Source organism: Nocardia sp. NPDC101769, from assembly GCF_044766925.1.
In the GTDB taxonomy this organism is placed as follows: Bacteria; Actinomycetota; Actinomycetes; order Mycobacteriales; family Mycobacteriaceae; genus Nocardia.
This window is the reverse complement of record NZ_JBIWMX010000006.1, coordinates 168,953-194,900: the sequence shown is the minus strand read 5'-3', so window position 1 is coordinate 194,900 and position 25,948 is coordinate 168,953. Positions and strand designations below refer to the sequence as shown.

General features: G+C 68.5%; 18 protein-coding genes and 1 pseudogene. 9 read left to right on the top strand and 10 right to left on the bottom strand.

Annotated features, from left to right (window positions below; all coding sequences use genetic code 11):
• Positions 1-210 precede the first annotated feature (210 nt).
• Positions 211-3,366, top strand: a complete 3,156-nt coding sequence (locus ACIRRA_RS13165) for an ATP-binding protein (protein WP_402766901.1) — start codon at positions 211-213, stop codon at positions 3,364-3,366.
• Between the two features lie 25 nt (positions 3,367-3,391).
• Here the strand turns inward: ACIRRA_RS13165 and ACIRRA_RS13160 are convergent, their stop codons facing one another.
• Complete coding sequence (locus tag ACIRRA_RS13160; RefSeq protein WP_357003758.1) at positions 3,392-3,823, bottom strand: CBS domain-containing protein; 432 nt, start codon at positions 3,821-3,823, stop codon at positions 3,392-3,394.
• Between the two features lie 277 nt (positions 3,824-4,100).
• On the opposite strand from ACIRRA_RS13160, the gene ACIRRA_RS13155 reads away from it, so the two are divergent.
• Both ACIRRA_RS13155 and ACIRRA_RS13150 read left to right on the top strand, forming a co-directional pair.
• Positions 4,101-4,997: a class I SAM-dependent methyltransferase gene (locus ACIRRA_RS13155; RefSeq protein ID WP_402766898.1), complete on the top strand. Its 897-nt coding sequence runs from the start codon at positions 4,101-4,103 to the stop codon at positions 4,995-4,997.
• Positions 4,998-5,318: 321 nt separating this feature from the next.
• Positions 5,319-7,772 carry an FHA domain-containing protein gene (locus ACIRRA_RS13150; RefSeq protein ID WP_402766895.1) on the top strand — a complete coding sequence of 818 codons (2,454 nt, stop codon included), beginning with the start codon at positions 5,319-5,321 and terminating at the stop codon, positions 7,770-7,772.
• Positions 7,773-7,890: 118 nt separating this feature from the next.
• Here the strand turns inward: ACIRRA_RS13150 and ACIRRA_RS13145 are convergent, their stop codons facing one another.
• On the bottom strand, positions 7,891-9,276 hold the full coding sequence (locus ACIRRA_RS13145) for a serine hydrolase domain-containing protein (protein ID WP_402766892.1): 1,386 nt from the start codon (positions 9,274-9,276) through the stop codon (positions 7,891-7,893).
• Between the two features lie 321 nt (positions 9,277-9,597).
• On the opposite strand from ACIRRA_RS13145, the gene ACIRRA_RS13140 reads away from it, so the two are divergent.
• Together ACIRRA_RS13140 and ACIRRA_RS13135 are read left to right on the top strand one after the other, a co-directional pair.
• Positions 9,598-10,635, top strand: a complete 1,038-nt coding sequence (locus ACIRRA_RS13140; RefSeq protein ID WP_402766889.1) for an alpha/beta hydrolase — start codon at positions 9,598-9,600, stop codon at positions 10,633-10,635.
• A 276-nt stretch (positions 10,636-10,911) separates the two neighbouring features.
• The gene (locus ACIRRA_RS13135) at positions 10,912-11,883 is read left to right on the top strand and encodes an alpha/beta hydrolase (RefSeq protein ID WP_402767178.1); all 972 of its coding nucleotides are present in this window, start codon (positions 10,912-10,914) and stop codon (positions 11,881-11,883) included.
• A gap of 66 nt (positions 11,884-11,949) precedes the next feature.
• On the opposite strand, the gene ACIRRA_RS13130 is transcribed toward ACIRRA_RS13135, so the two are convergent.
• The 3 genes from ACIRRA_RS13130 to ACIRRA_RS13120 all read right to left on the bottom strand — a co-directional run bounded on the left by ACIRRA_RS13130 (position 11,950) and on the right by ACIRRA_RS13120 (position 15,281).
• Positions 11,950-13,557 carry a flavin-containing monooxygenase gene (locus ACIRRA_RS13130; protein ID WP_402766886.1) on the bottom strand — a complete coding sequence of 536 codons (1,608 nt, stop codon included), beginning with the start codon at positions 13,555-13,557 and terminating at the stop codon, positions 11,950-11,952.
• A gap of 118 nt (positions 13,558-13,675) precedes the next feature.
• Positions 13,676-14,041, bottom strand: coding sequence for an ArsR/SmtB family transcription factor (locus ACIRRA_RS13125; RefSeq protein ID WP_402766883.1), 366 nt, complete (start codon positions 14,039-14,041; stop codon positions 13,676-13,678).
• A gap of 4 nt (positions 14,042-14,045) precedes the next feature.
• Entirely contained in the window at positions 14,046-15,281 is a 1,236-nt protein-coding gene (locus ACIRRA_RS13120) for an MFS transporter (RefSeq protein ID WP_402766880.1), read from the bottom strand.
• A 111-nt stretch (positions 15,282-15,392) separates the two neighbouring features.
• Between ACIRRA_RS13120 and ACIRRA_RS13115 the strand changes: the two genes are divergently transcribed.
• On the top strand, positions 15,393-16,151 hold the full coding sequence (locus tag ACIRRA_RS13115; protein WP_402766878.1) for a hypothetical protein: 759 nt from the start codon (positions 15,393-15,395) through the stop codon (positions 16,149-16,151).
• Positions 16,152-16,176: 25 nt separating this feature from the next.
• On the opposite strand, the gene ACIRRA_RS13110 is transcribed toward ACIRRA_RS13115, so the two are convergent.
• Entirely contained in the window at positions 16,177-16,959 is a 783-nt protein-coding gene (locus tag ACIRRA_RS13110) for an SDR family oxidoreductase (protein ID WP_402766875.1), read from the bottom strand.
• Positions 16,960-17,104: 145 nt separating this feature from the next.
• Positions 17,105-18,715 (bottom strand): HNH endonuclease, encoded by a 1,611-nt coding sequence (locus tag ACIRRA_RS13105; protein WP_402766872.1) that lies wholly within the window; start codon positions 18,713-18,715, stop codon positions 17,105-17,107.
• 87 nt (positions 18,716-18,802) lie between these two features.
• Between ACIRRA_RS13105 and ACIRRA_RS13100 the strand changes: the two genes are divergently transcribed.
• Positions 18,803-19,291, top strand: coding sequence for a hypothetical protein (locus ACIRRA_RS13100; RefSeq protein WP_402766869.1), 489 nt, complete (start codon positions 18,803-18,805; stop codon positions 19,289-19,291).
• Between the two features lie 28 nt (positions 19,292-19,319).
• On the opposite strand, the gene pabB is transcribed toward ACIRRA_RS13100, so the two are convergent.
• Positions 19,320-21,452: an aminodeoxychorismate synthase component I gene (gene pabB, locus ACIRRA_RS13095; protein ID WP_402766866.1), complete on the bottom strand. Its 2,133-nt coding sequence runs from the start codon at positions 21,450-21,452 to the stop codon at positions 19,320-19,322.
• 184 nt (positions 21,453-21,636) lie between these two features.
• Between pabB and ACIRRA_RS13090 the strand changes: the two genes are divergently transcribed.
• Entirely contained in the window at positions 21,637-22,701 is a 1,065-nt protein-coding gene (locus ACIRRA_RS13090; RefSeq protein ID WP_402767176.1) for a phosphotransferase family protein, read from the top strand.
• Positions 22,702-22,731: 30 nt separating this feature from the next.
• On the opposite strand, the pseudogene ACIRRA_RS13085 reads toward ACIRRA_RS13090, so the two are convergent.
• Positions 22,732-23,710, bottom strand: a pseudogene (locus ACIRRA_RS13085) (agmatine/peptidylarginine deiminase); the annotation flags it as partial.
• 32 nt (positions 23,711-23,742) lie between these two features.
• A complete protein-coding gene (locus tag ACIRRA_RS13080) occupies positions 23,743-24,933 on the bottom strand; it encodes a serine hydrolase domain-containing protein (protein ID WP_402766863.1) in 1,191 nt (396 codons plus the stop codon).
• Between the two features lie 157 nt (positions 24,934-25,090).
• On the opposite strand from ACIRRA_RS13080, the gene ACIRRA_RS13075 reads away from it, so the two are divergent.
• The gene (locus tag ACIRRA_RS13075) at positions 25,091-25,903 is read left to right on the top strand and encodes a serine hydrolase domain-containing protein (protein ID WP_402766860.1); all 813 of its coding nucleotides are present in this window, start codon (positions 25,091-25,093) and stop codon (positions 25,901-25,903) included.
• Positions 25,904-25,948: the final 45 nt, after the last annotated feature.

The following is a 25,948-nucleotide window of genomic DNA, read 5'->3' as shown; positions in this document are numbered from 1 at the left end:
ATTACCTTACGGGTAATGGGATGCTGCGTATGCCAGCGTGACAACTGATTTCGTGACGGTCGGGGTAACTCGCCGGGTACGTCCAAAATTGGTTCGCTACCCAACCGCCGGCACGGGTGCGCAACAGATAGCGGCTCTCAGCTGTCCGCTGAAGGCTCGGGGAGGCGGAGGAGAGAGGCGGAGGAGAGAGGCGGAGGAGTGCAGGTTGGTGTGCTGGGGCCCGTTCGGGTCCATGCGGAGGATGGGACGCCGGTCGAGATCCCCGGCGTCCGGGTGCGCATGCTGGTGGCGCGGCTGGCTCTGGAATCGGGGCGGGACGTGCCGGTGACCGCGCTCATCGACGGACTCTGGGGTGAGGAGCCGCCAGCCGAGGCGGCCGGCGCATTGCAGGCCGCGGTGTCCCGGCTGCGTAAGGCATTGCGCGGCGTGGGCACGGTCGAATTCGGGACCGGCGGCTACCGGCTGCCCGGGGTGGCGGTGGACGCCGACCGGTTCGAGGACCTGGTGCGACAGGGCCGTCAGGAGCTGGCCGCCGGGCGGGCAGAGGCGGCCACCCGCCGGCTGGGCGAGGCCCTCGCGCTGTGGCGCGGACCCGCGCTCGGCGATGTGCAGGACGCCCCGTTCGCCCAAGCCGCCGCGACCAGGTTGGACGATCTGCGGGCCGCGGCGGTCGAGGATCGATTCGAGGCCGAGCTGCGGCTGGGCCGGTACGCCGATGTGCTCACCGATCTCGAGATCGCCGGAGCGGACAATCCGCTCAGCGAGCGGCTGGCCGCGCTGCGCATGCGTGCGTTGGCGGCGGCGGGACGACAGTCGGACGCGCTGGCCGTCTACGAGGAGATGCGGGAGCGGCTGGACGAGGAACTCGGCATCGACCCGGGGGCCACCCTGCGGGACACGCATCTCGCGCTGCTCCGGGGCGAGCTCGAAATCCCCGCTCCGCGTTGGGAACCCGTGACCAGGACGCTGCCGGTGCGGCTGACCGGATTCGTCGGACGCGAGGCGGAACTCACGGAACTGGCCGGGCTGCTGGCGGATTCGCGGCTGGTCACGATTGTCGGACCCGGCGGAGCGGGCAAGACCCGGCTCGCGCTGGAAGCCATGGATCAGCAGTCGGCGGGGGCGGTGTTCTTCGTGCCGCTGGCCGAACTGGGCGCACCCGACCAGCTCGCGGACGCGGTGGCCGGGGCGCTCGACAGCGACTCCGCCGAGCGGCCGGACAAGACCGCCCGGCTGACCGAACTACTGGACGTCGGGCCCGCGGTGCTGGTGCTCGACAACTGCGAGCATGTCATCGCGGCCGCCGCGGCCCTCGCCGAACAACTGCTGGATCGATTGCCGCAGCTGCGCGTACTGGCCACCAGCCGGGAACCCTTGGCCATCACCGGCGAGGCGCTGTGCCACCTGGGACCGCTCGGCGTTCCGGTCGAGACTGCGGATCCCGTTGTGGCCCAGAGCGCGCCGGCCGTGCGGCTGTTCGCGGACCGCGCCGCCGCCATCCGACCCGGCTTCACCGTCGACAACGCCACCGTCGCCCCCGTAGTGGAGATCTGCCGCCAACTCGACGGCCTCCCACTGGCTCTGGAACTCGCCGCCGCCAAACTGCGCGCCATGAGTGTCGACCAGGTCGCCCGGCGGCTCGGCGACCGCTTCCGGCTGCTCACCTCCGGCAGCCGCACCGCCCTACCCCGGCAGCGCACCCTGCTCGCCCTGGTGGAATGGAGCTGGGACCTCCTCGACGAACCCGAAAAGATCCTGGCCCGAAGGCTTTCCGCCTTCCCGGGCGGCGCCACCGCCGAGGCCGTGGAAGCCATCTGCGCCGACGACGACCTCCCCGCCGCGGACATCCTCTACCTCCTCGACGCCCTGGTCGAGAAGTCCCTCGTCACCGTCACCCCCGACGACCCGCCGCGCTACCGCATGCTGGAAACCATCCGCGCCTACGCCGCCGGCCAGCTCACCCGCTCATCCGACGACCTGACCCCGCCCTTCACCGACTACTACCTCACCCTCGCCGAACAGGCCGAACCCCACCTCCGCGGCACCGAACAGCTCACCGCCATAGCCCTTTTCGACGCGGAACACGCCAATCTCGCTGCCGCCCTGCGCATCGCCCTCGGCACCGTCCCGGATGCCGCGGTCCGGCTGGTGCGGGCCATGTTCTGGTACTGGGGAATCCGGGGAATGAGCACCCAGTTCGAGAGCTCGCTCGAAGCCGTCCTGCGGTTCGGGGACGAGCTCCCGGCGGCCGCACGGGCCGCCTTCCGGGTGATCGCGCTGATGGCCGGCTCGCCGCCCGCCGGGAGCTCGCTGACCGCGCTCATCGAGGACTGCGTACAGTCCGGAGGGCTGGAATTCCATGCGGCCGTACCACTCTGGACGGCGCTCCTGGCGGCGCGCGCCGACGACGAGAAGCTGGCCGAACGACAACTCGAACAGGCGATGACCTGGCCGGACCCCTGGGTGCGGGCCAGCGCGCAGCTCGCTCGCGACATTGCCCTGACCGGGCAGGGACGCCTGCACGAGGGGGCCGCCGCGCGACGGGAAGCCCTGCGCGGCTTCGAAATCGTCGGTGACCGCTGGGGCCTGGGCATGGCGCTGCTCGCCGTCGGCCGCGCCCACTCGCTGCAGGGCGACCACGACCAGGCCCGCGCGGCCTACGCCCGCGCCGTCACCCTCGCCTCCGAACTCGGCACCGAGGACGACATCGTCGCCGCCCGCACCGCCCTCGCCGACGAACGCATGCGCAGCGGCGAACTCGCCGAAGCCGCCCGCGACATCGACGCCGCCCAGCGCCTGGCCGCCGACCAGGGCTTCCCCCGCCTCTCCGCCGTCATCCTGCTCACCAGCGCCGAATTACACCGCCGCACCGGCGATATCACCCGCTCGGACCAAGACCTCGACGAACTCGAGCATCGCCTCCGCCACCTGCCCTATCCAGAAGCCATGGCCGCCAATCACATAACGGTCGCCCGCCTCCGCAACCGCCTCACCGAAGGGTCACCCGTCGCGGCCCGCGCCCTCCTACCCCGCGCCATCGAAGGCGCTTTCACCTACGGCGACTCCGCCGCCACCGCCCAGGCTCAAGCCCATACCGCCGAACTCCTCGCGAAACTCCTTCTCCTGGAAGCCAACCCGTCCGCCGCCGCCACTGCCCTCGGCCTCGGCCAAGTCATCCGCGGCACCGCCGACCACGGCGAGCCCGAACTCACCGCCCTGACCGCCACCCTCACAAACCGCCTGGGCGACACCGAATATCAGCGCGCTTACCACCTCGGCGCAGACCTCCCCAGATCAGAAGCCCTGGCCCGCCTCGCAACAGAGGCCGGTGGTCTCAACGGGTCTGCGTGTGCGCCGGCCCGTTGAGACCACATTGAATTGTCGGCATTCGTCAGCGCTGCCCCGGGGCCTGTGAGTAGATGAATCCAGCAAATTCGGCGAGTTGACTGTCAGGTAGATGCCTGGCCAGATCTGCCTCACTGATCATGCCGACCATCCTCTTGTTCTCGATCACGGGCAGCCGCCGGATCCGATGGCTTTCCATCTCGTGCAGAACATCCTTCACGTCGGCATCGGCATCGATCCAACGTGGCGTGCCCTCGCACAGCTCGGCGCAAGAAAGCTTTGCCGGATCACGGCCGTCGGCAGTGCATTTCACGACAATGTCGCGATCCGTGATGATTCCGATCATTCGCTCGTTCTTGTCGCCGACCGGCAAAGCTCCAACGCCTAGTTTGCGCATTGTCTGCGCAGCGCGCTGGACAGTATCCGTGCTGGTCATCCAATGCGCGCCCGGGTGCATGATGTCGCGAGCGGTAGTCATGGGTCACCTCCAGATAGGGAGCTATGGACCTCTCCAACGGTAACGACGTCATGGTCGGCGGCGCAGCAGAATCGAGATTGCCAAAACATTGCTGTGTTCACGAACTGGCCGCCGGTTGGAGGCGTGGCGGAGAATTCTGGATGATGCGCCCCCGGCTGGAGCGATAACCGGCCGGTTGCCATGAGGTTCTTCGTGGGAGCAGAATCGACCGGGTTGGATGCGGGGCGCTGGCTCCGCTCGAGATAGCTCAGACGATCGCTGACACCATGGGGTGACCTTGATGCGAACCGAAGGGGACAGCTGGGACATCGTGACGAGCGTGGGGCTGACCGCCTTGGGCGTTGCCACGTTTCGCGCACTCGAGACGATCGATCCCGAGCCGATGATCCACGACGATTACGCGGCGTGGTTCGTCGAGGCGGCGGGTGAACCGCACTTCACGCAGATGCTGGACGACCCGGCGTCCGTGGGCAAGATGAGGCGGTTCGGGCGGTTCATGGGTGTGCGGACGAGGTTCTTCGATGAGTTCTTCGCCGCGGCGTGGCAGCAGGGTGTGCGACAGGCGGTGATCCTGGCATCCGGTCTGGATGCGCGGGCGTACCGACTGGATTGGCCCGCGGGCACGGTCGTCTTCGAGATCGATCAGCCCCGGGTGCTGGAGTTCAAGGACCGGGTTCTCGCCGAGCACGGTGCCGTGGCCAAGGCCGATCGGCGCGTGGTGGCGGTCGATCTTCGCGACGATTGGCCCGCTGCGCTCACCGCCGCGGGATTGGATCCGGAGCGGCCGACGGCGTGGTCGGCGGAGGGGCTGTTGCCGTTCCTGCCGGGTTCGGCGCACGACGCATTGTTCGAACGCATCGACGCCCTGTCCTCGCCCGGGAGCAGTGTGGCCACCGACGATTTCGGCCGCGGCTTGGACCCGCAACGCTTCGCCGATACGGAGGAAAAGTTCTTCGGCAGCAACCCCTTCGGCAACCTGGACGTGAGTGACCTCTGGTACGACGACGCCCGCGCTGTTCCCGGCGACTGGCTGGCACGGCAGGGCTGGTCGGTCCACAGCACCACCCCTGTCGACCTCGCCGCCGGCTACGCCCAGCCGATCACCGACATGCCCGCCGAACTGCTCGACCTCATGCAGCAGGCGCGCTATGTGAGCGCCGAAAAGCGCCGGTGAACCCGCATATGGGATGTGACAGAATTCGGCATATGAAACAAATTGAGAAATATTCGGTGTCGATCTTGTGTCAGGTTCTGTCGGATTAGATATTTCAAATCCCATCGGCATTCTTCGTCCAGGCTCGGTCATGTGGCCGCTGAGCGGCTTCGCTGTGGATTCCGCGAGATCGAATGGGATCATGTATCCGCTCGTCAGGCAGGATTTGTGCTGGTCAGGCGGGTGCGCCCAGGGTGCCGAACTGGGCAAAGTGGACATTACGAGAGGATGGTTGTGGCCGATTATCGCCGCGACAGTTAAGCGCGGTCGTATACTCCCGTTATGGCGGATGAGCGGTCCTCCACCGAATTCTCCGAATCACCGGTTCTTGTGGTTCAGACCCGAGAACACGTCTATCGACTACGTGCCGGGGGTGCATACAACATCGGCCGCGATCCGGCCGCCGACATTGTTGTCACCGATCCGCGTGTTTCGGCCGTGCATGCCGTGCTGGAGCGGGGATCGCACGGTTGGGAAATCGAGGACGCGCACAGCCTGAACGGCACCTTTTTCGACGGTCGCCGCGTCGAGCGGATGCTGATAGACCACGACGAGACCTTCCAGCTAGGGCATGCCAAAGACGGTGCGCAGTTGTCCTGCTCGCTGGAAACATCACCCAGCTCCGAGCCCGATGCCGATATCGGTGAGGACACGATGGTCGTCCCGAATCCTGGCTATGACTTGGAAGATGAAGCCACGGTCACCAAGTTCGAGCCGGGACTGCCCCGGCGAGTGTCGCGGTCGTCGTTTCCGGCCGCCCGCCCCACCGCGGCAGTACGGATCGTCTCGGGCACGCTGCGGATCGGGCGCGCCACCGACAACGACATCGTGGTGCCCGACCTCATGGTCTCTCGCCATCACGCCGAACTGCAGGTGATCGCCGAAGGCAGGTATCGAGTCGTCGACCTCGACAGCCACAACGGCACCTACGTCAACGGCCATCGGATCGATGCCGCGGACCTGTCCGAATCCGACTTGATCGGCATGGGACACACCACCTACCGGCTGGTCGGCAACGAACTGCGCGAGTCCGTCGACACCGGTGACATCTCGGTCTCGGTACAGAACCTCATCGTGCGGACACCGGAAGGCAAAGTGCTGCTCGACGAGGTGAGCTTCCCCATCGCGCAGCGCTCGCTCGTCGGGGTCATCGGACCCAGCGGAGCGGGCAAGTCGACGCTGTTGGGTGCGGTCACCGGGCTACAGCCCGCGACCGAGGGAACCGTCCGCTACGACGGACGCGACCTGTACACCGATTACGACGAGCTGAGACACCGGATCGGGTTGGTTCCGCAGGAGGACATCCTGCACAACCAGCTCCAGACGCGACGCGCCCTGCTCTACGCGGCCGAGCTGCGCTTCCCCGGTGACACACGCAGCGAGGAGCGCGAGCAGCGAGTCGACGAAGTCCTCGACGAACTCGGCTTGTCGCGGCATGCCGACACCCGCATCGACCGGCTCTCCGGCGGGCAGCGCAAACGGGTGAGCGTCGCATTGGAATTGCTGACCAAACCGTCCCTGCTGTTCCTCGACGAACCGACCTCCGGCCTGGATCCCGGCCTGGACAAGACGGTCATGGAAATGCTGTCCGAACTCGCCCACGACGGGCGGACCGTCATCGTCGTGACCCACAGTGTGGCGAATCTCGATTCCTGTGACCGCCTCCTGGTGCTGGTGCCCGGCGGCAAGCTGGCCTATTACGGACCGCCCGCAGAGGGGTTGCAGGAGTTCGGGCAGCGCACCTGGGCCGAGGTGTTCCAGGCATTCGACCGGGAGGAGGACCGCGACTGGGCTGGTGAGTTCCGGGACTCCCCGCGCTTCGAGAACTACGTCGCTGTCGGGCTGACCAATGATGTCGGACCGGCGGAAGTGCACACACCGGCGCCGCCGCCCGCGCCGCAGTCCAAGCTCAGCCAGCTCAGCACACTGTGCCGGCGGTATCTGGCGGTGATCGCCTCGGACCGCAGTTATCTGGCGTTGCTCGGCGCGATGCCGCTGCTGCTGGGCGGTTTGATCGCTGCGGTGCCGTCGGGCGAGGGGTTCACCGGGGCGCCGGGAACCAACACCGATGCCGGGACCAAGCTCATGATCCTGATATTCGGTGCATGCTTCGTCGGCACCGGCAACGCGATTCGCGAGATCGTCAAGGAACAGACGATCTACCGCAGAGAACGCGCGGCAGGACTGTCGGCGGGAGTCTATTTGATGTCGAAACTGCTGGTCCTGGGCGTGATCACGGTCCTTCAGGCAGCGGTGTTGTTCTTGATCGGCACTATCGGTGAGAGTTTCCCGCCGAAAGGGATATTCACCTCGGTCCAGCTGGAGTTGATCTTGGCGATGGCGATCCTGGGCATCGCGTCGCTGGCGCTGGGCCTGCTGGTGTCGGCCTCGGTGAACACCTCGGAAAAGACGCTGCCGCTGTTGATCGTGCTGTCGATGGCGCAACTGGTGCTCACCGGCGGGCTGGTGCGGCTTCCCGGCACGCCCGTTCTGCAACAGCTGTCCTACCTGTCGCCGTCCCGTTGGGGCTACGGCGCGGCCGCGGCCAGTCTCGACCTCGACACCCTCTCGCCGCACAATGGTGGGCCCGACCCGCTGTGGAAACACACCATCGGCGCCTGGCTGCTCGATATGGGAGTCGTCGGCGGTCTGGCGGTGATCTTCCTCGCGCTGGCCTGGTATCGCCTGCACCAGATGCGGCCCCGGCGGCGTGGTGCCCGCCCTGCGCAGATTTGAGCAGAGCCGCACTCGACGACCAGCAGCGTCCGTCGCCTCTCGACACACCGATGAGAGGACGCCCGCCCGGTATCGGGGGCGCCCTCTCGTTCGAAGGTGTCGGGAGCATTCAGAGGCGTCAGGAGACTCGGGTGAAGACGCGGCCCGCCAGGTCGATGGCGATGATGTCGCCGTCGGTGTTGCGGGTGAAGTAGCCGCGCTGGCCCCGGAAAGACCCGTCGGTGACGACGTATTCATCGCCGCCGGGCAGGAGGCCGAACGGGAAGGGCGGGTGGTCCTGGGGGATCTCGGCGCCGGCGGCGGCGCGGATCTCGGGCTTGACCCTGCAGTCGAGGTAGAGCTGGTCGCCGTCGGCGTAGCAGGTCATGGTCATGGCGTCGATGTCGTAGACGCCGAACAGTTCCGGGGCGCGCTCGGCGTCGAAGGGGGCCGGCTCGGGGTCCTTGTCGACGACGCCCAGGTAGTGCTCGAGAGCCCAGCGGACGATGGCCTGGTTGGCGGGGATGCCGTCGGGGCTGGCGTTGGAGAGCACGACCACCGCGAAATTGCGTTCGGGAACCAGCTGGAAATTGGCGAACTGGCCGAAGCCGGAACCGTCGTGGCCGACCGTGCGGACCCCGTCCACATCGCGCAGCATCCAGCACAGGCCGAAGGCGTCGGCGAGGGTGCTGGCCCGCAGCTCGACGGTCGGCTGCTGCATCCGGTGCATCAGCTCGGCCGGCAACACCGTCGCGCCGCTCTCGGTGCGGCCGTCACCGAGGTGGAATCGGCCCCAGCGCAACAGATCCGACACCGTGGAGCCGAGCCCGCCGCCGGGGTTGTTGGCGCGACTGCCCTTCCAGGCCCGCGACACCTCGAGCTCACCGTCCTGCTGCCGCTCGTGGCCGGCGGCGAAGCGGCGGGTCATGACATCGCCCTGGAAGTAGAAGCTCTCGGCCAGCCCCACCGGCTCCAGAACCGTGTCGGCGACGATCTTTTCGAACGACTCCCCGGTCACCTTCTCGATGACGCGGCCCAGCAGGTTGAAGCCCGCCTGGCTGTAGGATGCCCGCTCGCCGGGCGCGCCGATCAGCGGCAGTTCGGCCAGCGTGGCCACGAAGGCGGCCAGCCCGTCCGCGCCGTCGCCGGTGTTGTTGATGACGTTCCAATCCAGCCCGGCGGTGTGGTTGAGCAACTGCCGCACGGTGATCGTCGCCGCGGACTTCTCGTCGATCAGCTCCAGCTCGGGCACATAGGTGCGCACCGGCGCGTCGAGATCGACCCGGCCCGCCGCGACCAGCTGCATCAGGGCGGTGGTGGTGAAGGTCTTGCTGGTCGAGCCGATCGCGAAGATCGTGTGCTCGGTAATCGGCACCGGGTTCTCGGTGCTGGTCACACCGACATTGGCGTGGATCTCCCGCCCGTCGACCCAGACGCCGACGGCGATGCCGGGCATCCCGTACTCGGCGGCGGTGGCCGCGACGAAATCGGTCAGGGCGGAATCGATGTGCGCGTTCTCGGACATTGCGGTGCCTTTCGGTGATGGCTGCTCGTGTGTGTCCATGACGATGCCGACCCGCGCTGACAGCTCACCGACAGTGCACTGACCATGACCGACAAGGCACTGACCGCCCCCCGTCAGTGGTGCAGATCCCGGTCGGCTGCGGCCGTGAGCGAGTTCACCCGAACCGATTTCCGCCTTCGACCGGCGGTCTCGCCACCCTCTCAGGCGCAGCTCAGCATCGAGTCAGCAATTGCTAAGCGCCCGTGTGCAACGTGGGGGGCTGATTCGTGACAGCTGAATAAAAGACTCGTAACGCCAGAGAAAACTGCCGAAGGAGAAAGCGTGCGTTCAACGAAGATCTGGGGCAGCGCGGTATTGGCATTGACCGCAACCGTTCTGCTACCGGTGGCCGCGGGCGCCGCCTCTGTCGACCCGGGGACCTCGCCGGCCTCCGCGGGCACCTCCGCCGACGGCTCCCGCATCGCCTCCAGCAAGGCCACCGACGCGCGCACCCTGACGCTGCAGGTCTATTCGGCGGCCATGGACAAGAACATCGAGGTCGATGTGCAGCGCGCCGCCGACACCTCGGCGCCCACCCCGGTGCTGTACCTGCTCAACGGCGCGGGCGGCGGCACCGACTCCGCCACCTGGCAGAAGCAGACCGACGCCCTGAACTTCCTGTCCGACAAGAACGTCAACGTGGTGCAGCCGATCGGTGGCGGATTCAGCTACTACACCGACTGGCGCGCGCCGGATCCCGTTCTGGGCGTGAACAAGTGGAAGACGTTCCTCACCGAGGAACTGCCGCCGCTGATCGACCGGGCGCTGAACACCAACGGCCGCAATGCCATTGCCGGTCTGTCCATGGCGGGCACCTCGGTGCTGCAGCTGCCCATCGCCGCGCCCGGCCTCTACCAGTCGGTGGCCGCCTACAGCGGCTGCGCCCAGATCAGCGACCCGCTCGGCTACAACTTCGTCAATACCGTGGTCGCCGCGGGCGGTGGCGACAGCGCGAACATGTACGGCCCGCAGGGTGATCCCATGTGGGCCGCCAACGATCCCTACGTGCACGCCGACCAGCTACGCGGCCTGAACCTGTTCATTTCCAGCGGTTCCGGCCTGCCGGGCCAGTGGGACGCCCTCGGCGGCCCGCACACCCTGCCCGGCGCGGGCGGCTGGGCGAACCAGGTGGCCCTGGGTGGCACGCTCGAGGCCGCCACCAACTACTGCACCCACAACCTGAAGGCCAAGCTCGACGGCCTCGGCATTCCGGCCACCTACGACTTCACGCCCACCGGCACCCACTCGTGGGGGTACTGGCAGGACGCGCTGAAGAAGTCGTGGTCCGTCCTGGCTACCGGTCTGGGCCTGCCGGCCTGACCGGTGAACGACGAAACCGGCACGCCTTCAGGGGAAGCGAGCCGGTTTCGTCTTGTGTATGAGTGCGGTAACGAGGGTGGGAATCGCGCCCTGACCCTACGGCCGGAAACGTACTCTCGGAGTCAGTTCAATTCCGGGCCAGCATTTTCCGAAGCCGCTCGGCACGCTGAAGTGCTGACTCGTGACAACCGGGAACCTGCCGGAGGAGACAGCGTGCGTTCCACAATTACCTTGGGCAGCGCGGTATCGGCCTTGACCGCAACCATTCTGGTGTCGATGGCCGCGGGCACGGCCTCCGCCCAACCGGACACCCCGGTGACCTACACCGGCACTTCCGCCGACGGCTCGCGCATCGTCTCCAGCATGACCACCGACACCCGTCTCGTGACTCTGCAGGTCTATTCGGCCGCCATGGACAAGAGCATTCAGGTCGATGTGCACCGTCCGTCCGGCACCTCCCAGCCCGCCCCGGTGCTGTACTTGCTCGGTGGCGCGGGCGCCGCCGACGCCGTGACCTGGCAGACGCAGACCGATGTGCTGGACTTTCTGGCCGAGAAGAACGTCGATGTGGTGCAGCCGATCGGCGGGGATTTCACCTACTACACCGATTGGCGGGCCCCGGATCCCGCTCTGGGCGTGAACAAGTGGAAGACCTTCCTGACCGAGGAACTGCCACCGCTCGTCGACGGGGAGCTGAATGCCAACGGGCGCAACGCGATCGCGGGTCTGTCGATGGCGGGCACCTCGGCGTTGCAGCTGGCCATCGCCGCGCCCGGGTTGTATCGGTCGGTTGCGGTCTACAGCGGCTGTGCCCAGATCAGTGACCCCATCGGATATCACTTCGCCAATGACGTGGTCACGAAGGGCGGCGGGAACAGCGCGAACATGTACGGCCCCGAGGGGGATCGCGAGTGGGCCGTCAACGATCCCTATGTGCACGCCGACCAGCTGCGCGGCCTGAATCTGTTCATCTCCAGTGGTTCCGGGCTGCCGGGCCGGTGGGACGCGCCCGGCGGCCCGCACACCCTGCCGGGCGCAGACGGCTGGCTCCAGCAGTTGACCATCGGCGGCGGGATCGAGGCCGCCACCGACTTCTGCAGCCACAATCTGAAGGCCAGGCTCGACGGCCTCGGCATTCCGGCCACCTACGACTTCACGCCCACCGGCACCCACTCGTGGGGGTACTGGCAGGACGCGCTGAAGCGGTCGTGGCCCGTCCTGGCTGCCGGTCTGGGCCTGCCCGCCTGACCCGTCGACGACGAAACCGGCTCGCCGCCAAGAGGAAGCGAGCCGGTTTCGCCGGGTCCAGGCTGACTAGGCGGTGAGCTCGAAGTTCGGGTACCCGTTGTCGCGCTCGTCGTCGCAGTAGCGGCGGTAGTTGCCGAAACCGCCGATATAGGGCATGAATACGCGCTTCTTGCCCTCGATGTTCGCGCCCATGTACCAGGAGTTGGCCTTCACGAACAGCGTGCCCTCGGCGACCTCGAGCAGGTGATCGGTCCACTTGACCGCCGCCTCCGCGCGAGCCTCGGCCTTGCGGATCCCGTTGGCGCGGCAGTGCTCCACCAGCGCCAGCACCCAGTCCAGCTGCTGCTCGGAGTGCAGCACCATGTTCGCCATCACCGACGGGGTGCCGACACTGTTGATGCTGAACATGTTCGGGAAACCGGGGATGCCGAAGCCCAGGTAGGTGACCGGCCCATCGGCCCACAGGTCACCGAGGCGGGCATCCTGCGCGCCGTGCATGTCGATGCGCAGCAGCGCACCGGTCATGGCGTCGAAACCCGTTGCGTAGACCAGGGCGTCGAGTTCGATGAACTTGTCGGCGGTGCGGATGCCGGTCGGGGTGACCTCCTCGATGGCCTCGCGGCGCAGGTTCACCAGCGACACGTTCGGCCGGTTGAACATCTCGTAGTAGCCGGAGTCGGTGCAGATGCGCTTGGTGCCGATGGGGTGGTCGTAGGGGATGAGGTCGTCGGCCACCGCCTGGTTGTCCACCTTGGCGCGGATCTTGGCGACCGCGAACTCGCGTACCAGCTCATTGGCGGCCAGATCGCTGTTCTGATCGGGGAAGACCTTGTTGAACAGCACGCCGCCGCCGGCCCAGCGGTCCTGCATCGCCTGCTCGCGCTCCTCGGCGGTCAGGTCCCGGGCCTTGATCTCCAGCGAGCGGTGCGGGGTGGCTGCCGGTGCGTAGTAGGAGTTCTCGCGCCGCTGCCGGTAGGTGGCGCGGATCTCGCCCTGCTCCTCGTCGGTCCACGGCCGGTTGGGCACCGGGACACTGAAGTTGGCCGAACGCTGGAAGACGGTGAGCGCCTCCGCCTCTCGCGCGATGATCGGCGCGACCTGGATGCCCGAGGAGCCGGTGCCGATGACGCCGACCCGCTTGCCCTCGAAGGACACGCCCTGCTCCGGCCACTGCGCGGTGAAAAGCTCCTCGCCCGCGAAGGTTTCGATGCCGGGGATGTTCGGCTTGATCGGCGCGGACAGGCAGCCGGTGGCGAAAACCACGAACTGCGAGCGGAATTCGTCGCCGGCCTCGGTGCGCAGCGTCCAGACGGCGGCCTCGTCGTCGAAGCGGGCGCCGACGACGCGCTGACCGAACCGATAGCGCTGTTTCAGCTCGAAGCGGTCCGCCACGTGGTTGATGTAGGCGAGGATCTCCGGCTGGGCGGCGAAACGCTCGGTCCAGGTCCAGCTCTGCTGCAGGTCCTCGTCGAACGAGTAGGAGTAGTCGACGCTCTCCACGTCGCAGCGCGCACCCGGGTAGCGGTTCCAGAACCAGGTGCCGCCGACACCCTCGCCCGCCTCCAGGCCGAGCACGTTCAATCCGGCCTTCGCCGCCTGGTGGACGCCGTAGAGTCCGGCGAATCCGGCACCGATGATGATCACATCGAATGGGCTGCCCTGCTCGGGATGCATGCGCGACCTCTCACTATTCGTCTCGAGATATTTCGAATAGGCATATCGTCACGGCGCATGCGGGCACTCGGCGATACCACGTCCCACTGACCAGGAGCCGAGTCCCGGAAAATGCTCGCTATTCGTGGGAGGGTTCGCCGGTCACGATGTGATCGGCATGGTTCAAGCCCTCGCGGACCAGGCGGGCCAGGTGGCCGTCGCGGATGCGGTAGATGATGCGGCGGCCCTCGCGGCGGGTGTCGACCAGGCCGCTGAAGCGGAGTTTGGCCAGGTGCTGGCTGACCGCGGTGCGGGAGGCGCCGCAGGCCTCGGTGAGGGCGGTGACATCGGCCTCGTCGGAGGCGAGGATCCAGAGGATGTGCAGGCGGGTCGGATCCGACAGCATGCGGAAGGTGGAGGTGGCCACGTCCAGGTGGGGCTGATCCGGATGGACCGGGTGGATGAGGCTGGGTGCGGCGGGTGCCGGTTCGGTCTCCTCGCTCACCAGTTCACCTTCCTGCCGCCACCACCTCGGGGCCCGCCGGCACGTGTGCGGGCCAGGCGCGGGCCGCCGTTGTAGCTGCCAGTGTAGCGACGGCGGCCAGCGCGATCGCGGTGATCGGCAGGCCGGCCAGCGCGCCCAGCTTGCCCGCGACCGGGTAGGTCACCAGGAAGCACGCGTGCGAGAGGGAGAACTGTGCGGTGAAAACTGCTGTGCGGGTGTCGGGTTCGGACTGGGCGCGCAGCAGGCGGGCGGACGGAGTGTTGATCATCGAGGTACCCGCGCCCAGCAGCACCCAGGTCACCGCCAGCACGAGCGCACCGGCCCCCCGAGGGAGCAGAGTCGGCAGCGACGCCGCGATCAGGCCCAGCGGCAGCAGGACACAGCCGGTCATCATGAACCGGCGATCCGGCACCCGCGTCAGCAATCGCGGGGTCGACAGCGCCACCGCCATGGAGCCGAATCCGAAGCAGCCCAGCGCCAATGCCACCGCGGTATTGGAACCGCCCAGCTGATCCCGCACGTACACAACGGTATTCACGATCACCAGCGCGGTGGCCGCGGCCACCACCATGTTCATGGCCAGCAGCCCGCGCAGCACCGGCCGGTTCATCATGATCCGGGCGCCCTCGGTGATCCGCCGCATTAGCGGGGCGGACCGCTCGGGCGCGGCGAGCCGGGGGAGCCGAGTGGTCACCACCAGCAGCGCCGAGGCCACGAAACCGGCCGCGGTGCCCACGAACAGCGAGTGATAGCTGATGACCGTCAGCAGCGCGGCCGCGAGTACCGGGCTCAGCAGCGACTCCATGTCGTAGGCCAGCCGCGACAGCGACAGCCCGCGGGTGTAGTCCTCCTCGTCGACCAGGATCGAGGGGATCAGCGACTGGAACGCCGGAGTGAAGGTGGCCGAGGCCGACTGCAGCACCGCGATCAGCACATAGATCTGCCAAGTGTGCGTGACGAACGGCAGCATGAGCGCGATCCCCGCGCGCACCGCGTCCGCCGACACCAGCACCAGCCGCCGGGGCAGCCGCAGGGTGAGCGCCGAGATCACCGGCGCGACGGCCACATACGCCACCATCTTGATGGCCAGGGCGGTGCCCAGCACCGCGCCCGCCTGCCCCCCGGCCACCTCGTAGGCCAGCAGGCCCAGGGCGACGGTGAGCAGTCCGGTGCCGACCAGGGCGACGACCTGGGCGGTGAACAGCTTGCGGAACTGAGGATGGCGGAGTACGTCGAGCACACAGCCACTATAAGCCTATATGTGCGCAGTTGTGCACATGATGTCGGATATATGTGTGTGGTCGGCCTCGCTTGGTCCGATTGCTGCACATTCGTCGCTATCCTCGCTTCCATGGGGAGGAATCTCGTGGCCGGCGTCCTGGCTGCCGCCACACTCACGCTGACCGCGTGCGCACAACACCCCGCCACCGCACCCATGGCCGGCAATCTCTCTCCGCACACCAGCGATCACGTAGTCCCCGGTCCGGTCACCCCCGTATCCGCCCTCCCGCCCTGCGGCGACATCGCCTCCGCCGCCACGCCTCCCGACTGCTACCTGCAATCCCACGACGCCGCCGGGCTGACCTTCGAAGTGCGGCACCGCGGTACGGGACAGCAGGGGTCGGTCGCCATCACCGTGCTGGACCCCGTCGGTGCACAGCTGCAGACCCTCACCGAACAGGCCGTCGGCACCACCGAGCCACGGCTGCGCGACCTCGACAACGACGGCCGCGACGAACTGATCATCCCGATCATGCTGGCCAGCGCCAATACTCGCTACGTCATCTACCACGCGGCCGGCGACGGGCAGTTCCAGCGCGCGGGCGAACTCGCGGGCATCGGCATCGACACCTCCGAGGCCGGCTACACCGTGGTCACCGCGCGCGACAGCTACGAACTCTGGAACATCGAATTCTGGACCTTCGACGCCGAGAAGCTGCAACCCCTGGTCACCGCCGAGGTCCGGCTCCTCGACGATGGCACCGGGCGCGTCGGCGGCAGCGAGTGCACGGTGATCGACAGCGGCGGGCTGAACCGCACCGGGCTCACCCTGGATCAGGCCACCGGCCAGTTCTGCGCCGAACCAACCGTGCTGCGCGTGAGGCGCTGACGCGCGGGCAGGTCGTCGGTGGGCGTCAGCTCACCGGCTTCGAATACCGCCGGCGCAGCCACTCGGCATAGTCGTACGACACGATCTCGCCATCGGCGTCGAGGCACAGCGCAGCGTCGCGCAACCGTCGCACGATCCGGCCCACCGGCGGCACCGGCAGCGGCAGCAGTGCCTGGCCGAGAGCGCGGCGGCGGAGCTCGGCCAGTTCGCCGAGGGTCTGCACGACCGGACCGCCCAGATCGCGGACCCGGCCGGATGGGCCCGCCTCTACCGCGTCGGCCAGCCGGCCCGCCACCGCGACCACGTCGACCGGCTGGAACCGCATGCCGGTGCGCGGCGCGACACGGAACTTCGCTGCCGCGCCGGCCATTTCGTCGATGAGCTCGTGGAACTGCGTGGCGCGCAACAGGGTCCACGGCACTGGACCCTGGGTGACCACCCGCTCCTGGGCGACCTTGGTGCGGTAGTAGCTGAACGGCACCTGCTCACAGCCGACGATCGAGATCTCCACATGGTGGCCGACCCGGGCACGCTGCTCGGCGGCCAGCAGGGTCCGCACACCCTCGACCATCACCCGCGCGCTGCGCAGCCCGCGATGGGAGGCCGCGTCCACCACGGCGTACACACCCTCCAGCGCCTCGTCCATCCCCGCACCGGTGACCAGATCCACCGCGTGATGCGTGGTCCCCGGCACCGGCTCGGCGGGCGCGGACCGGCTCAGCACCCGCACCGTATGCCCGCGCGCCACCAGATCCCGCACCACCGGCGCCCCCAGCGTCCCGGTACCGCCCACAACCGCCACCTGCATGTCGGATCCCCTTCCTCGACCGGCCTTCCTCGGACGCTAGAGCCACACCGTGTGCCGCTCAACATGATTCATCGCATGGCGTCGGATTCCCCACATTCGCCCGTGCCCCGCGCGTCGATGGGGTTGAATGCGCGGCTTCGCGGGGTCAGATGTGCGCGCCCTTGGTGCGGTTGCAGGCGCGGCAGAGGATCTGCAGGTTGGCGGGGCTGGTCGCGCCGCCGCGGCTGATCGGGATGATGTGGTCGAACTCCAGGTAGTGGCTGTCGCCGCATTCGACGCATTTGCCGCCGTCGCGCTGCCAGACCACGGTCTTGACATCCGGTGGGATGGAGCGGGTGTCGCGGCGGCCCGGGGTGAGGGCCAGGCGCTTGGCGATGCGCAGCGCGCCCTCCATGGCGGCGGCCACGAAGTCGGGATCGGCGACCTCGAGGATCGCGCCGCCGCGCGAGGAAGTGGCCGACACCTCGACCAGACCATCGGCGGCGGTCACCGAAACCACTCGGGCCCACGGCATTTCGGTGCCGGTGTCCGCGCCGGTGAAGCGCAGCTTGCGGTTGCTGACGATCAGACGGCCCTGGGTGCGCTTGGGGCCGCGGGCCAGCTGCCGGATGTGCACGGCGGGGAGATTCAGGTGGACCCGCTCGTCGGGATCCAGGTGCAGGCCCGTCGTGGGCTGCTGCGGCAGCTCGCCGGACCGCAGGCGGGTGAGCAGGCGGCCGCGGTGCAGGCGGCGGCGCAGGTCCTCGATGACCGGGCCCGACAGGGACAGCTCCGCGACGGTGTCCTCGAAGTCGTCCACGTCGGACTCGTCCACCACGCCGTCGGCGAAGGTGAAGGCCACCAGGCGTTCCAGCTGATCGAGGGCGAGCGGGCGCAGCAGATCCAGGGCGGCGGCGCGGTCGACGCGCTGGAAGCGCAACGCGGCCCAGAGCGTCTCCCAGTCATCGTGCGGGGAGAGGCCACGCAGGGCGCGCTCGGCGCGGGGACGCCAGGTGCGCAGGTATTCGGCTGTCTCGGTGGCGCATTCGCGGCACAGCGTCGTGGCACCGAACAGCGCCGCGCCGAACAGGCGGCGGCGCGGCGCACCGCAGCGCGGGCAGTGGCGGGAATCCTGCGGCGGGGCCGGGCGTGCCGACGCCGTCCACGTCGTGCCGTCCCACCAGCGCAGGCGGGCCGGATCGCGGGGATCCGGATGCCATTCCGCCCGTTCGGGATCCGGGGGCGGCGGCGTGCGGCGCGGCTCGGGCTCGAAGCCGTGTGCGGGATCGATCCGCACCCCGAACTCGCGTACCAGCCCCGCCAGGCTGACCCCGGCGTCGGCCAGCGCCCGGAACTCCCAGCCCTGCGCGGCGCGGGTGAATTCACCCAGCACCAGGGCCGGGACCGGGTCCGGCGTGTCCACGTCGTACCAGGCGACCGGGTGGTCGTGGTCGAACACGGTCAGCCGCAGGCCCGCGACATCGGCGAAACCGCCTGGCACCGAACCGATGACCACGATCCCCGCCACCTCCGGCCCGGTGCGCGGGAGCGAGACCGACAGCCGTCCCGTCCCCGGCGCGGGCTCGCGATCCAGCGTCACCGCCTGCGAGACGTGCCGGGGCGCGTCGAACCAGACGAAATCCCGATCCGACCGGGCCCGCCCGTGCTCGGCCACCAGCACGGCCTGCGCCCGGACCGCATGCTCAGACCGCCACGAAAGCACAACCGTCAGAAGCGATGTCGGGACCGTCGTATGGCCACCCATGGTCAGTTTCATCGTCGTCGAACTATGCCACGACCCTCCGACAAAACCGCATGCCCGGCCCTGCGGGCCAATCTGAAAATCGTGCGGCACAGTAGAGGCATGACCAACCCCAAGGGGAGCGACCGTCGGCCCGCCAAACCCTCGACCTCGCGCGTTCCCACCGCCGGGGACATCCTGGCGGCGGCCCAGGCCGCGGTCGAAGCCGCCCAGAGCGCGGCCGGTCAGGCCCTGGATTCCGCCCAGGTGACCGCGTCGACCGCCTTCGACACCGCCGTCCGCCTTCCGCCCGCCTCCATCCAGCTCGCCGCCCAGCTGCCCGACCTGATCCAGAGCCTCACCATCGCCGTCGAACGCCTCAACTCCACCATCGACCGCCTCGACCGCACCCTCGCCCTGGCCGAACCCGCCTTCGTCGCCTACGACAAGATCCTCACCCGCCTCGAGGCGGCCACCGCCCTCGGCGAGGAGGTCTTCACCCGCCTCGACAAACTCCCCGGCGTCTCCCTGCTCGGCCGCCTCACCGGAACCCGCCAGAACCCGGAACCCGAACCGCCCGAAGGCAAGTCCCGCCGCTCCCGCCGCAAGTGACATCGCAGCACCCCGGCGGCGGGCCGGACTACCTGGCCGAGGGAATGCGGTCGCGGGGCGGGACGCCCAGGCCGGGGAGGGCGCGCAGCGCGGCGGCGGCCTTCCAGACCATCTCGTGGTACTCGTCGGCCGGGTCGGAGTCGAGGACGACCGCGCCGCCGGCGCCGACTCGCCAGCGATTGTCGTGGCGGACCGCGGTGCGGATGACGATGTTCAGGTCGGCGGTGCCGCCGAGGCCGAGGAAGCCGATGGTGCCGGAATAGATGCCGCGGGCCTCGGTTTCGAGGGAGTCGATGATTTCGAGGGTGCGGAGTTTGGGGGCGCCGGTCATGGAACCGCCGGGGAAACAGGCTCGGAGACAGTCGATGACGTCCAGGTCCGGGCGGAGGATGCCGCGCACGGTCGAGACCAGCTGGTGCAGAGTCGTGTAGGTCTCGACGGCCATGAGCTTGGGCACGTGCACCGAGCCGATCTCGCAGACCCGGCCCAGGTCGTTGCGGAGCAGATCCACGATCATGAGGTTCTCGGCGCGGGTCTTGGGGCTGCGGGCCAGCTCGGCTTTCAGCTCGGCGTCCTCGGCGGCGGTGCCCCCGCGCGGAGCGGTGCCCTTGATCGGCTTGCTCTCCACCGTGCGGGCGCGATCCACCTTGAGGAAGCGCTCGGGCGAGGAACATGCCACCTCCAGCCCGGCGAAGCGCAGGAAGGCGGCGTAGGGAGCCGGATTGCACCGGCGCAGTGTGCGATACACGGAGAGGCCGTCGGCGTCGCCCGGGGGATGAGCGCTGTCGGTGATGCAGATCTCGTACGACTCGCCCGCGAGCAGCTGCTCCCGGCAGGCCACCACATCGGCGAGATAGCGCTCCCGGCCGCGCGTGAGGAACGGCGCGACCGTGCCCTCGTCGGCGCGCAGTGCGAGGTCCGGCGGATTCTCCCAGGTCGGAAGCATTTCCACCGCGGCCCGGGTGACGCCGAGCCAATCCTGTGCGGCGGCAGCGGCATCCGGCTCGGCCAGCGCCAGCAGATGGGTGCGGCCCGCCTCGTGGTCGACCACGATCAGCCGGTCCGCGAAGATCCACTGGGCGTCGGGTGTGGCCGCGCGATGCGCCGCCTCGGCGCCGCAGTCGGCCTTCATCTCGTAGCCGAGATAGCCGACATAGCCACCGGCGAAATCGAAAGGCACATCCGGGAATTCGATCTCCCGGCGGCGCAGCTCGGCGGATAGATAATCGAGCACCCCGCCCGGCACCGTGCGCGGTCCCGCCGCCGACTCGATCTCGACCCGGCCGCTGCCAACCCGATACCGCACCACCTCCGCCAGCGGCCCGGACGCATCACCCAGGAACGAGAAGCGATCCAGTCCCGGCTCCACATGCTCGCTGTCGAGCCAGAAGGCATGCGGGGAATGGGCATACAGCGCGTCGAAGACCGCCTCGGCATCGACGGCCCGCTCCACGACCGTCTGCTCGACCCGATAGCGGACGGGCGCGCCGACGGTGGGCGGTCTCGAAGTCTCGGCTCCGATCCGGCCGCGTGTCGGTGCTGTCGGCGTGGATTGTCGGGAAATGCCCTCCCGCCGTTGATATTCAGCCGTCAGCGCGGAGAAATTGCGCAGCAACCGTTTCCCGTGCTCGCTGGAAATCGACTCGGGATGGAACTGCACCCCCCACTGCGGCCGGGTGCGGTGCCGCACGCCCATGATCACTCCGTCCGGCGTGGTCGCGGTGACTTCGAGGTCCTCCGGTAGTGGTCGCGCCCCACACAGCGAGTGATAGCGCACCGCCGAGAAGCCCTGCGGCACACCGGTGAACAGGTCCCGCCCGTCATGGCCGATCAGATCCGGGTACCCGTGCCGGGCCTGCGGCGCGGCGACCACCTGCCCACCCGCCGCGATCACGATGCCCTGATGCCCCAGGCACACGCCCAGCAACGGCAGCTCGGCTCCGGCGATCAACGCCGCCGAGATGCCGAAATCGCGCGGGACATCCGGCCGTCCGGGCCCGGGGGAGATGACGATATTGTCGAACTCCCCGAGCCCGAGCTCCTCGATCGAGGCCGCCTCGTCATTGCGCACGACCACGGGTTCGACCCCGTTCACCTCGCTGATCAGCTGATACAGGTTGTAGGTGAACGAGTCGTAGTTGTCGATCAACAGGGTGCGCATTTGACCACGCACATTACGCTCTGTGTTATTTGCCCTCCGCTTCGCTCCGGGCGGGTTCGCGGCCCTGAGGTCTCGATTCTTCCCTCCTCCGCTCCTCCGCTTCGCTCCCCGCGCTCGGCCGCGAACTTTCAGTGGCGGATTCTGCTGGCGACTGCCTTCAGTTGGCGTGGACGGCTACGGCAGAATGGGCGGCATGTCTGTTGCGCAGCCGGTCGAAGTGGATCGTGACGTCGTCGATTTCGCCATCGTCGGAAAGTGGATGGAAGAGCAGGGCTTGCCCGGCGGGGAGTTCGAGGAGGTGAAGCCGCTCGGCGGCGGCACCCAGAACATCATGCTCCGCTTCCGCCGCGGCGGCCGCGAGTACGTACTCCGACGCGGACCCAAGCATCTGCGGGCCGCCAGCAACACCGTCATCCAGCGCGAATCCCGCATCCTCGGCGCCCTCGGCGACACCGATATCCGCGCACCCAAGGTGATCGCCGCCTGCCCCGACGAATCCGTACTCGGTGCGTCCTTCTACCTCATGGAACCGATCGTCGGCTTCAACCCGCAGAACGAACTGCCCGAACCGCACGCCTCCGATCCCGAGGTGCGCCAGCGGATGGGCCTGTCCGCGGTCGAGGCCATCGCCCGCCTCGGCTCGCTCGACCACGAGGCGCTCGGCCTGGCCGACTACGGCAAGCCGGAGGGCTTCCTGGAACGCCAGGTGCCGCGCTGGCTCAAGGAACTCGACTCCTACAGCGTCAACGACGGCTACCCCGGCCCGGAGATCCCCGGCGTCGCACAGGTCGGCGACTGGCTCGACCGCAACCGCCCCGCCCAGCCGAAAGCCGGCATCCTGCACGGCGACTGCCACCTCGCCAACATGATGTTCTCCTACGACGGTCCCGAGGTGGTGGCCATGGTCGACTGGGAGATGTCCACCATCGGCGACCCGCTGCTGGACCTGGGCTGGCAGATTGCCACCCGCCCGGTCCCCGGCACCACCGGCGCGGCGCTGGTCGGCTCCCTCGGCGCGGTGGGCGGCCTGCCCACACCCGAGGAGATGATCGCCCACTACGCGAAGTTCTCCGACCGCGACCTGACCCACGTCACCTGGTATACCGTGCTGGCCTGCTTCAAGCTGGGCATCGTGCTCGAGGGCACGCACGCCCGAGCCTGTGCGGGCAAGGCGCCCAAGCAGGTCGGTGACTTCCTGCACGCCATCACCCTCGAACTGTTCGAGAAGGCGCGCCAGTTGATGGAGTGACGGCACGTACGTTGGTCGGGCCGGGCCGCGCTACGCCGGCTCCTGCTGGGTCGTGCAGTGGATGCCGCCGCCGCCCGCGGCGACCGCGTCGATATCGATCTGCACCACCCGGCGGCCCGGAAACACCCGCGCCAGTGTGGCTTCGGCGTAGGCGTCGGCCTCCGGATCCCCGAACTCGGGGGCCACGACGCCGCCGTTGCAGACATAGAAGTTCATGTAACCGGCCGCGAACTCGTCGCGCACCCGCGCCGGGCCCGGAATCACCTCCACCCGCAGCGGGCGCCCCCGGGCATCGGCGGAGTCCTGGAGGATCGCGAGATGGCGGCGGGTGACGTCGTAGTCGTAGCAGTCCACATCGTCCTCGCGACCGGCCACCACCACGCCCGGGCCCGTGAACCGCGCATAGAAATCGGTGTGCCCGTCGGTGACGTCGTAACCGGCGATGCCGGGCAGTCAGATGACCTTCGAAATCCCCAGCAGCCGAGCCAATTCCGCCTCCACGTCCTCGCGCTGCCAGCCGGGATTGCGATTGTCGTTGAGCATGCAGCTCTCGGTGACGATGGCGGTGCCCGCGCCGTCGCCCTCGATGCCGCCGCCCTCCAGCACCCAGCTCGGTCGTCAGCAGTTCCGCCCCGGTGCGCTCGGCGACCAGCCCGGCCAGCTGCGCGTCCTCCCGATACTCCTGCTTGTCGCCCCAGGCATTGAAGTTGAAATCGACGGCTGCCATGGCGCCCTCGCCGCCGACGAACACCGGGCCGCTGTCGCGCAGCCACAGATCGTCCATCTCCGCGGGCACCAGCGCCACCTCCGGCCCCGCCAGCGCGCGGGCCAGATCGAATTCCTCCGGCCGCACCAGCATCGACACCGGCTCGAATCGCGCGACGGTGCGGGCGATCCGGGCCACATCCTCGCGAATGCGGGGGAGCAGCTCGGCCGTCCACACCCGCTCATCGGCCCCGAAGGCCATCCAGGTCCGCCGATGTGGCTGTCCTTCGTCGGGCATCACCCACGGTTGCGGCGGCATGGACCTATTCCTTTCGGTCAGCGACAGCGGAGCAGGGCCTCACGGAGATTGCGCGAACGGACATCGTCGAGCACCGCCATACCCAGGCGGTTCATCACATAGCCGAACCCCAGACCCGTTGCCGGATCGGCGAATCCGAACGAGCCGCCGTAGCCGGTGGTGCCGTAGGCGCGCTTGTCGGAGCCGAAGCGGAAGCCGCCGCACGACCGGCGGAAGCCCAGGTGGTAGCGGCTCGGGGTGAGCAGCACCAGGTCCTCGGCCGGAACGTCGTCGGCGGTGTCCGGGGAGGCCAGGCGGTCCAGCAGGCTCGGCTCGATGGGCAGCTCACCGGTCCGCCCCACCGCCGCGCCGTACACCCGCGCCAGCGCCCGCGCGGTGCCGACACCGCCGGCGGCCGGGCTCTCCACCGCCAGGAATTCGCGCCGGGCGGCCCGGGCGGGCGCACCGACCTGCGGGCTGTTCAGCGCGCGGAAGGACAGGCCGCGCTTGCTGTAGAGCTGAATGCCGATGCGCACCGGCAGATCTCGCTCATAGCGCAGAATGTCGAGTCCCTCGGTCGCCGACAGCGCGGCCACCCGATCCAGCGAAACCTCGTCCGGCAGGCCGATATAGAACTCCGCGCCCAGCGGTCCGGCAATGTCCTCGGCGAAGATGCGGCCCAGCGTGCGATGCTCCGGATCGACCCGCCGCAGCAGCTCGCCCTGGTACAGCCCGGCCGTGATCGGGTGATAGCCGTGCCGGGTTCCCGGCCGCCACAACGGTTTCTGCTCGGCCAGCACCACCGCCATCCGATCCAGATCGGCCATATCCGTGAGCCGGAACGGCCGATCCAGCGCCGCCAGCCCGGCCTGATGGTCCAGCAGCTGCCGCACGGTGATGGACTCCTTGCCGTGCGCGGCGAATTCCGGCCAGTGCAGTGCCACCGGATCCTCGTAGTCCAGCAGCCCCCGTGACACCACCGACGCCACCGCGAACGCGGTCATGCCCTTGGTCGAGGACCACACCGGGGCCATGGTGTCGCGCTCCCACATCACCCGGCGCTTGCGATCGCGATGCCCCGCCCACAGATCCACCACGGGACGATCCCCGTCGTAGACCGCCACCGCCGCACCGATCTCCCCGTGCCTGGTGAAGTTGCGGCGGAACGCGTCGGCGACCGGGCCGAAACCAGCGTCCACCTCGCCGTGGATCGTGACCTGCTCGCTCATGATGGGTTCGATCGTAACCGGGCATACGGTCTGCGCGGGGTCTCGTTGGAGCGGGGAGCGATTCGAAGGAGCGGAGGAGGGAAGAATCGAGACCTCGGGGCCGCGAACCCGACCGGAGCGAAGCGGAGGGCAAAATCGAACACAGTAGGCTCGATACGTGCGAGCGCTGGAGCAGATTCGACAGTGGCCGGTCCGGAACGCCGCGGCGGGTGTCGTCGTCCGCGGCAAGGGTGTGGTGGACACCGAGGGTGACACCACGCACGTTTTCCCGCTCGCCTCGGTGACAAAACCCCTTGTGGCATACGGGGTTCTGGTGGCCGTCGAGGAGGGCGCGATCGAGCTGGACCAGCCCGCCGGGCCGCCCGGATCGACGGTGCGGCACCTGCTCGCCCACACCTCCGGCCTGGCCTTCGACACCACCGCGGTGCTGGCCCAGCCCGGCGCGAAGCGGATCTACTCCAGCGCCGGGTTCGAGGTGCTCGCGGATTTCGTTGCGGCGCAGACCGGTATCCCGTTCGATCAGTACCTGCGCGAGGCCGTCTTCGAGCCGCTGGGCATGAACTCCTCGGCGCTGGTCGGTTCGGCCGGACATGCCGGCCGGTCCTCGGTCGCAGATCTCCTGCGATTCGCCGAGGAATTGCTGGAACCAGCCGTCGTAAGTGCCGAATTGGTTTCCGAAGCAAGCACAGTGCAATTCCCGGGGTGCAATGGTGTCCTTCCCGGTTACGGGTCGCAGCGTCCCAACGACTGGGGTTTGGGTTTCGAAATCCGCGACCACAAATCGCCGCACTGGACCGGTGGTGCGAACTCGCCGCGGACCTTCGGGCACTTCGGGCAGTCCGGCACATTCCTCTGGGTGGATCCGGAAGTCGGTATGGCGTGTCTCGCGCTGGCGGACGAAAATTTCGGGGACTGGGCCCGGGCGGTGTGGCCGACCCTCAGCGACGCTGTAATCGCGGAGTTTGCGTAGAGACCGACACGCATCAAGTAACACACGCAACACCGGGCACTCCAG

Bases quoted from the DNA above. Each gene is read 5' to 3' on its own strand.
- ACIRRA_RS13160 (WP_357003758.1), bottom strand. From the start codon at position 3,823: ATGACTACCGCTCGCGACATCATGCACCCGGGCGCGCATTGGATGACC.
- ACIRRA_RS13135 (WP_402767178.1), top strand. From the start codon at position 10,912: ATGGCCGCGGGCACGGCCTCCGCCCAACCGGACACCCCGGTGACCTAC.
- ACIRRA_RS13080 (WP_402766863.1), bottom strand. From the start codon at position 24,933: ATGAGCGAGCAGGTCACGATCCACGGCGAGGTGGACGCTGGTTTCGGC.
- pabB (WP_402766866.1), bottom strand. From the start codon at position 21,452: ATGCGCACCCTGTTGATCGACAACTACGACTCGTTCACCTACAACCTG.
- ACIRRA_RS13105 (WP_402766872.1), bottom strand. From the start codon at position 18,715: ATGAAACTGACCATGGGTGGCCATACGACGGTCCCGACATCGCTTCTG.
- ACIRRA_RS13115 (WP_402766878.1), top strand. From the start codon at position 15,393: ATGGGGAGGAATCTCGTGGCCGGCGTCCTGGCTGCCGCCACACTCACG.
- ACIRRA_RS13090 (WP_402767176.1), top strand. From the start codon at position 21,637: ATGGGCGGCATGTCTGTTGCGCAGCCGGTCGAAGTGGATCGTGACGTC.
- ACIRRA_RS13100 (WP_402766869.1), top strand. From the start codon at position 18,803: ATGACCAACCCCAAGGGGAGCGACCGTCGGCCCGCCAAACCCTCGACC.
- ACIRRA_RS13130 (WP_402766886.1), bottom strand. From the start codon at position 13,557: ATGCATCCCGAGCAGGGCAGCCCATTCGATGTGATCATCATCGGTGCC.
- ACIRRA_RS13145 (WP_402766892.1), bottom strand. From the start codon at position 9,276: ATGTCCGAGAACGCGCACATCGATTCCGCCCTGACCGATTTCGTCGCG.
- ACIRRA_RS13150 (WP_402766895.1), top strand. From the start codon at position 5,319: ATGGCGGATGAGCGGTCCTCCACCGAATTCTCCGAATCACCGGTTCTT.
- ACIRRA_RS13110 (WP_402766875.1), bottom strand. From the start codon at position 16,959: ATGCAGGTGGCGGTTGTGGGCGGTACCGGGACGCTGGGGGCGCCGGTG.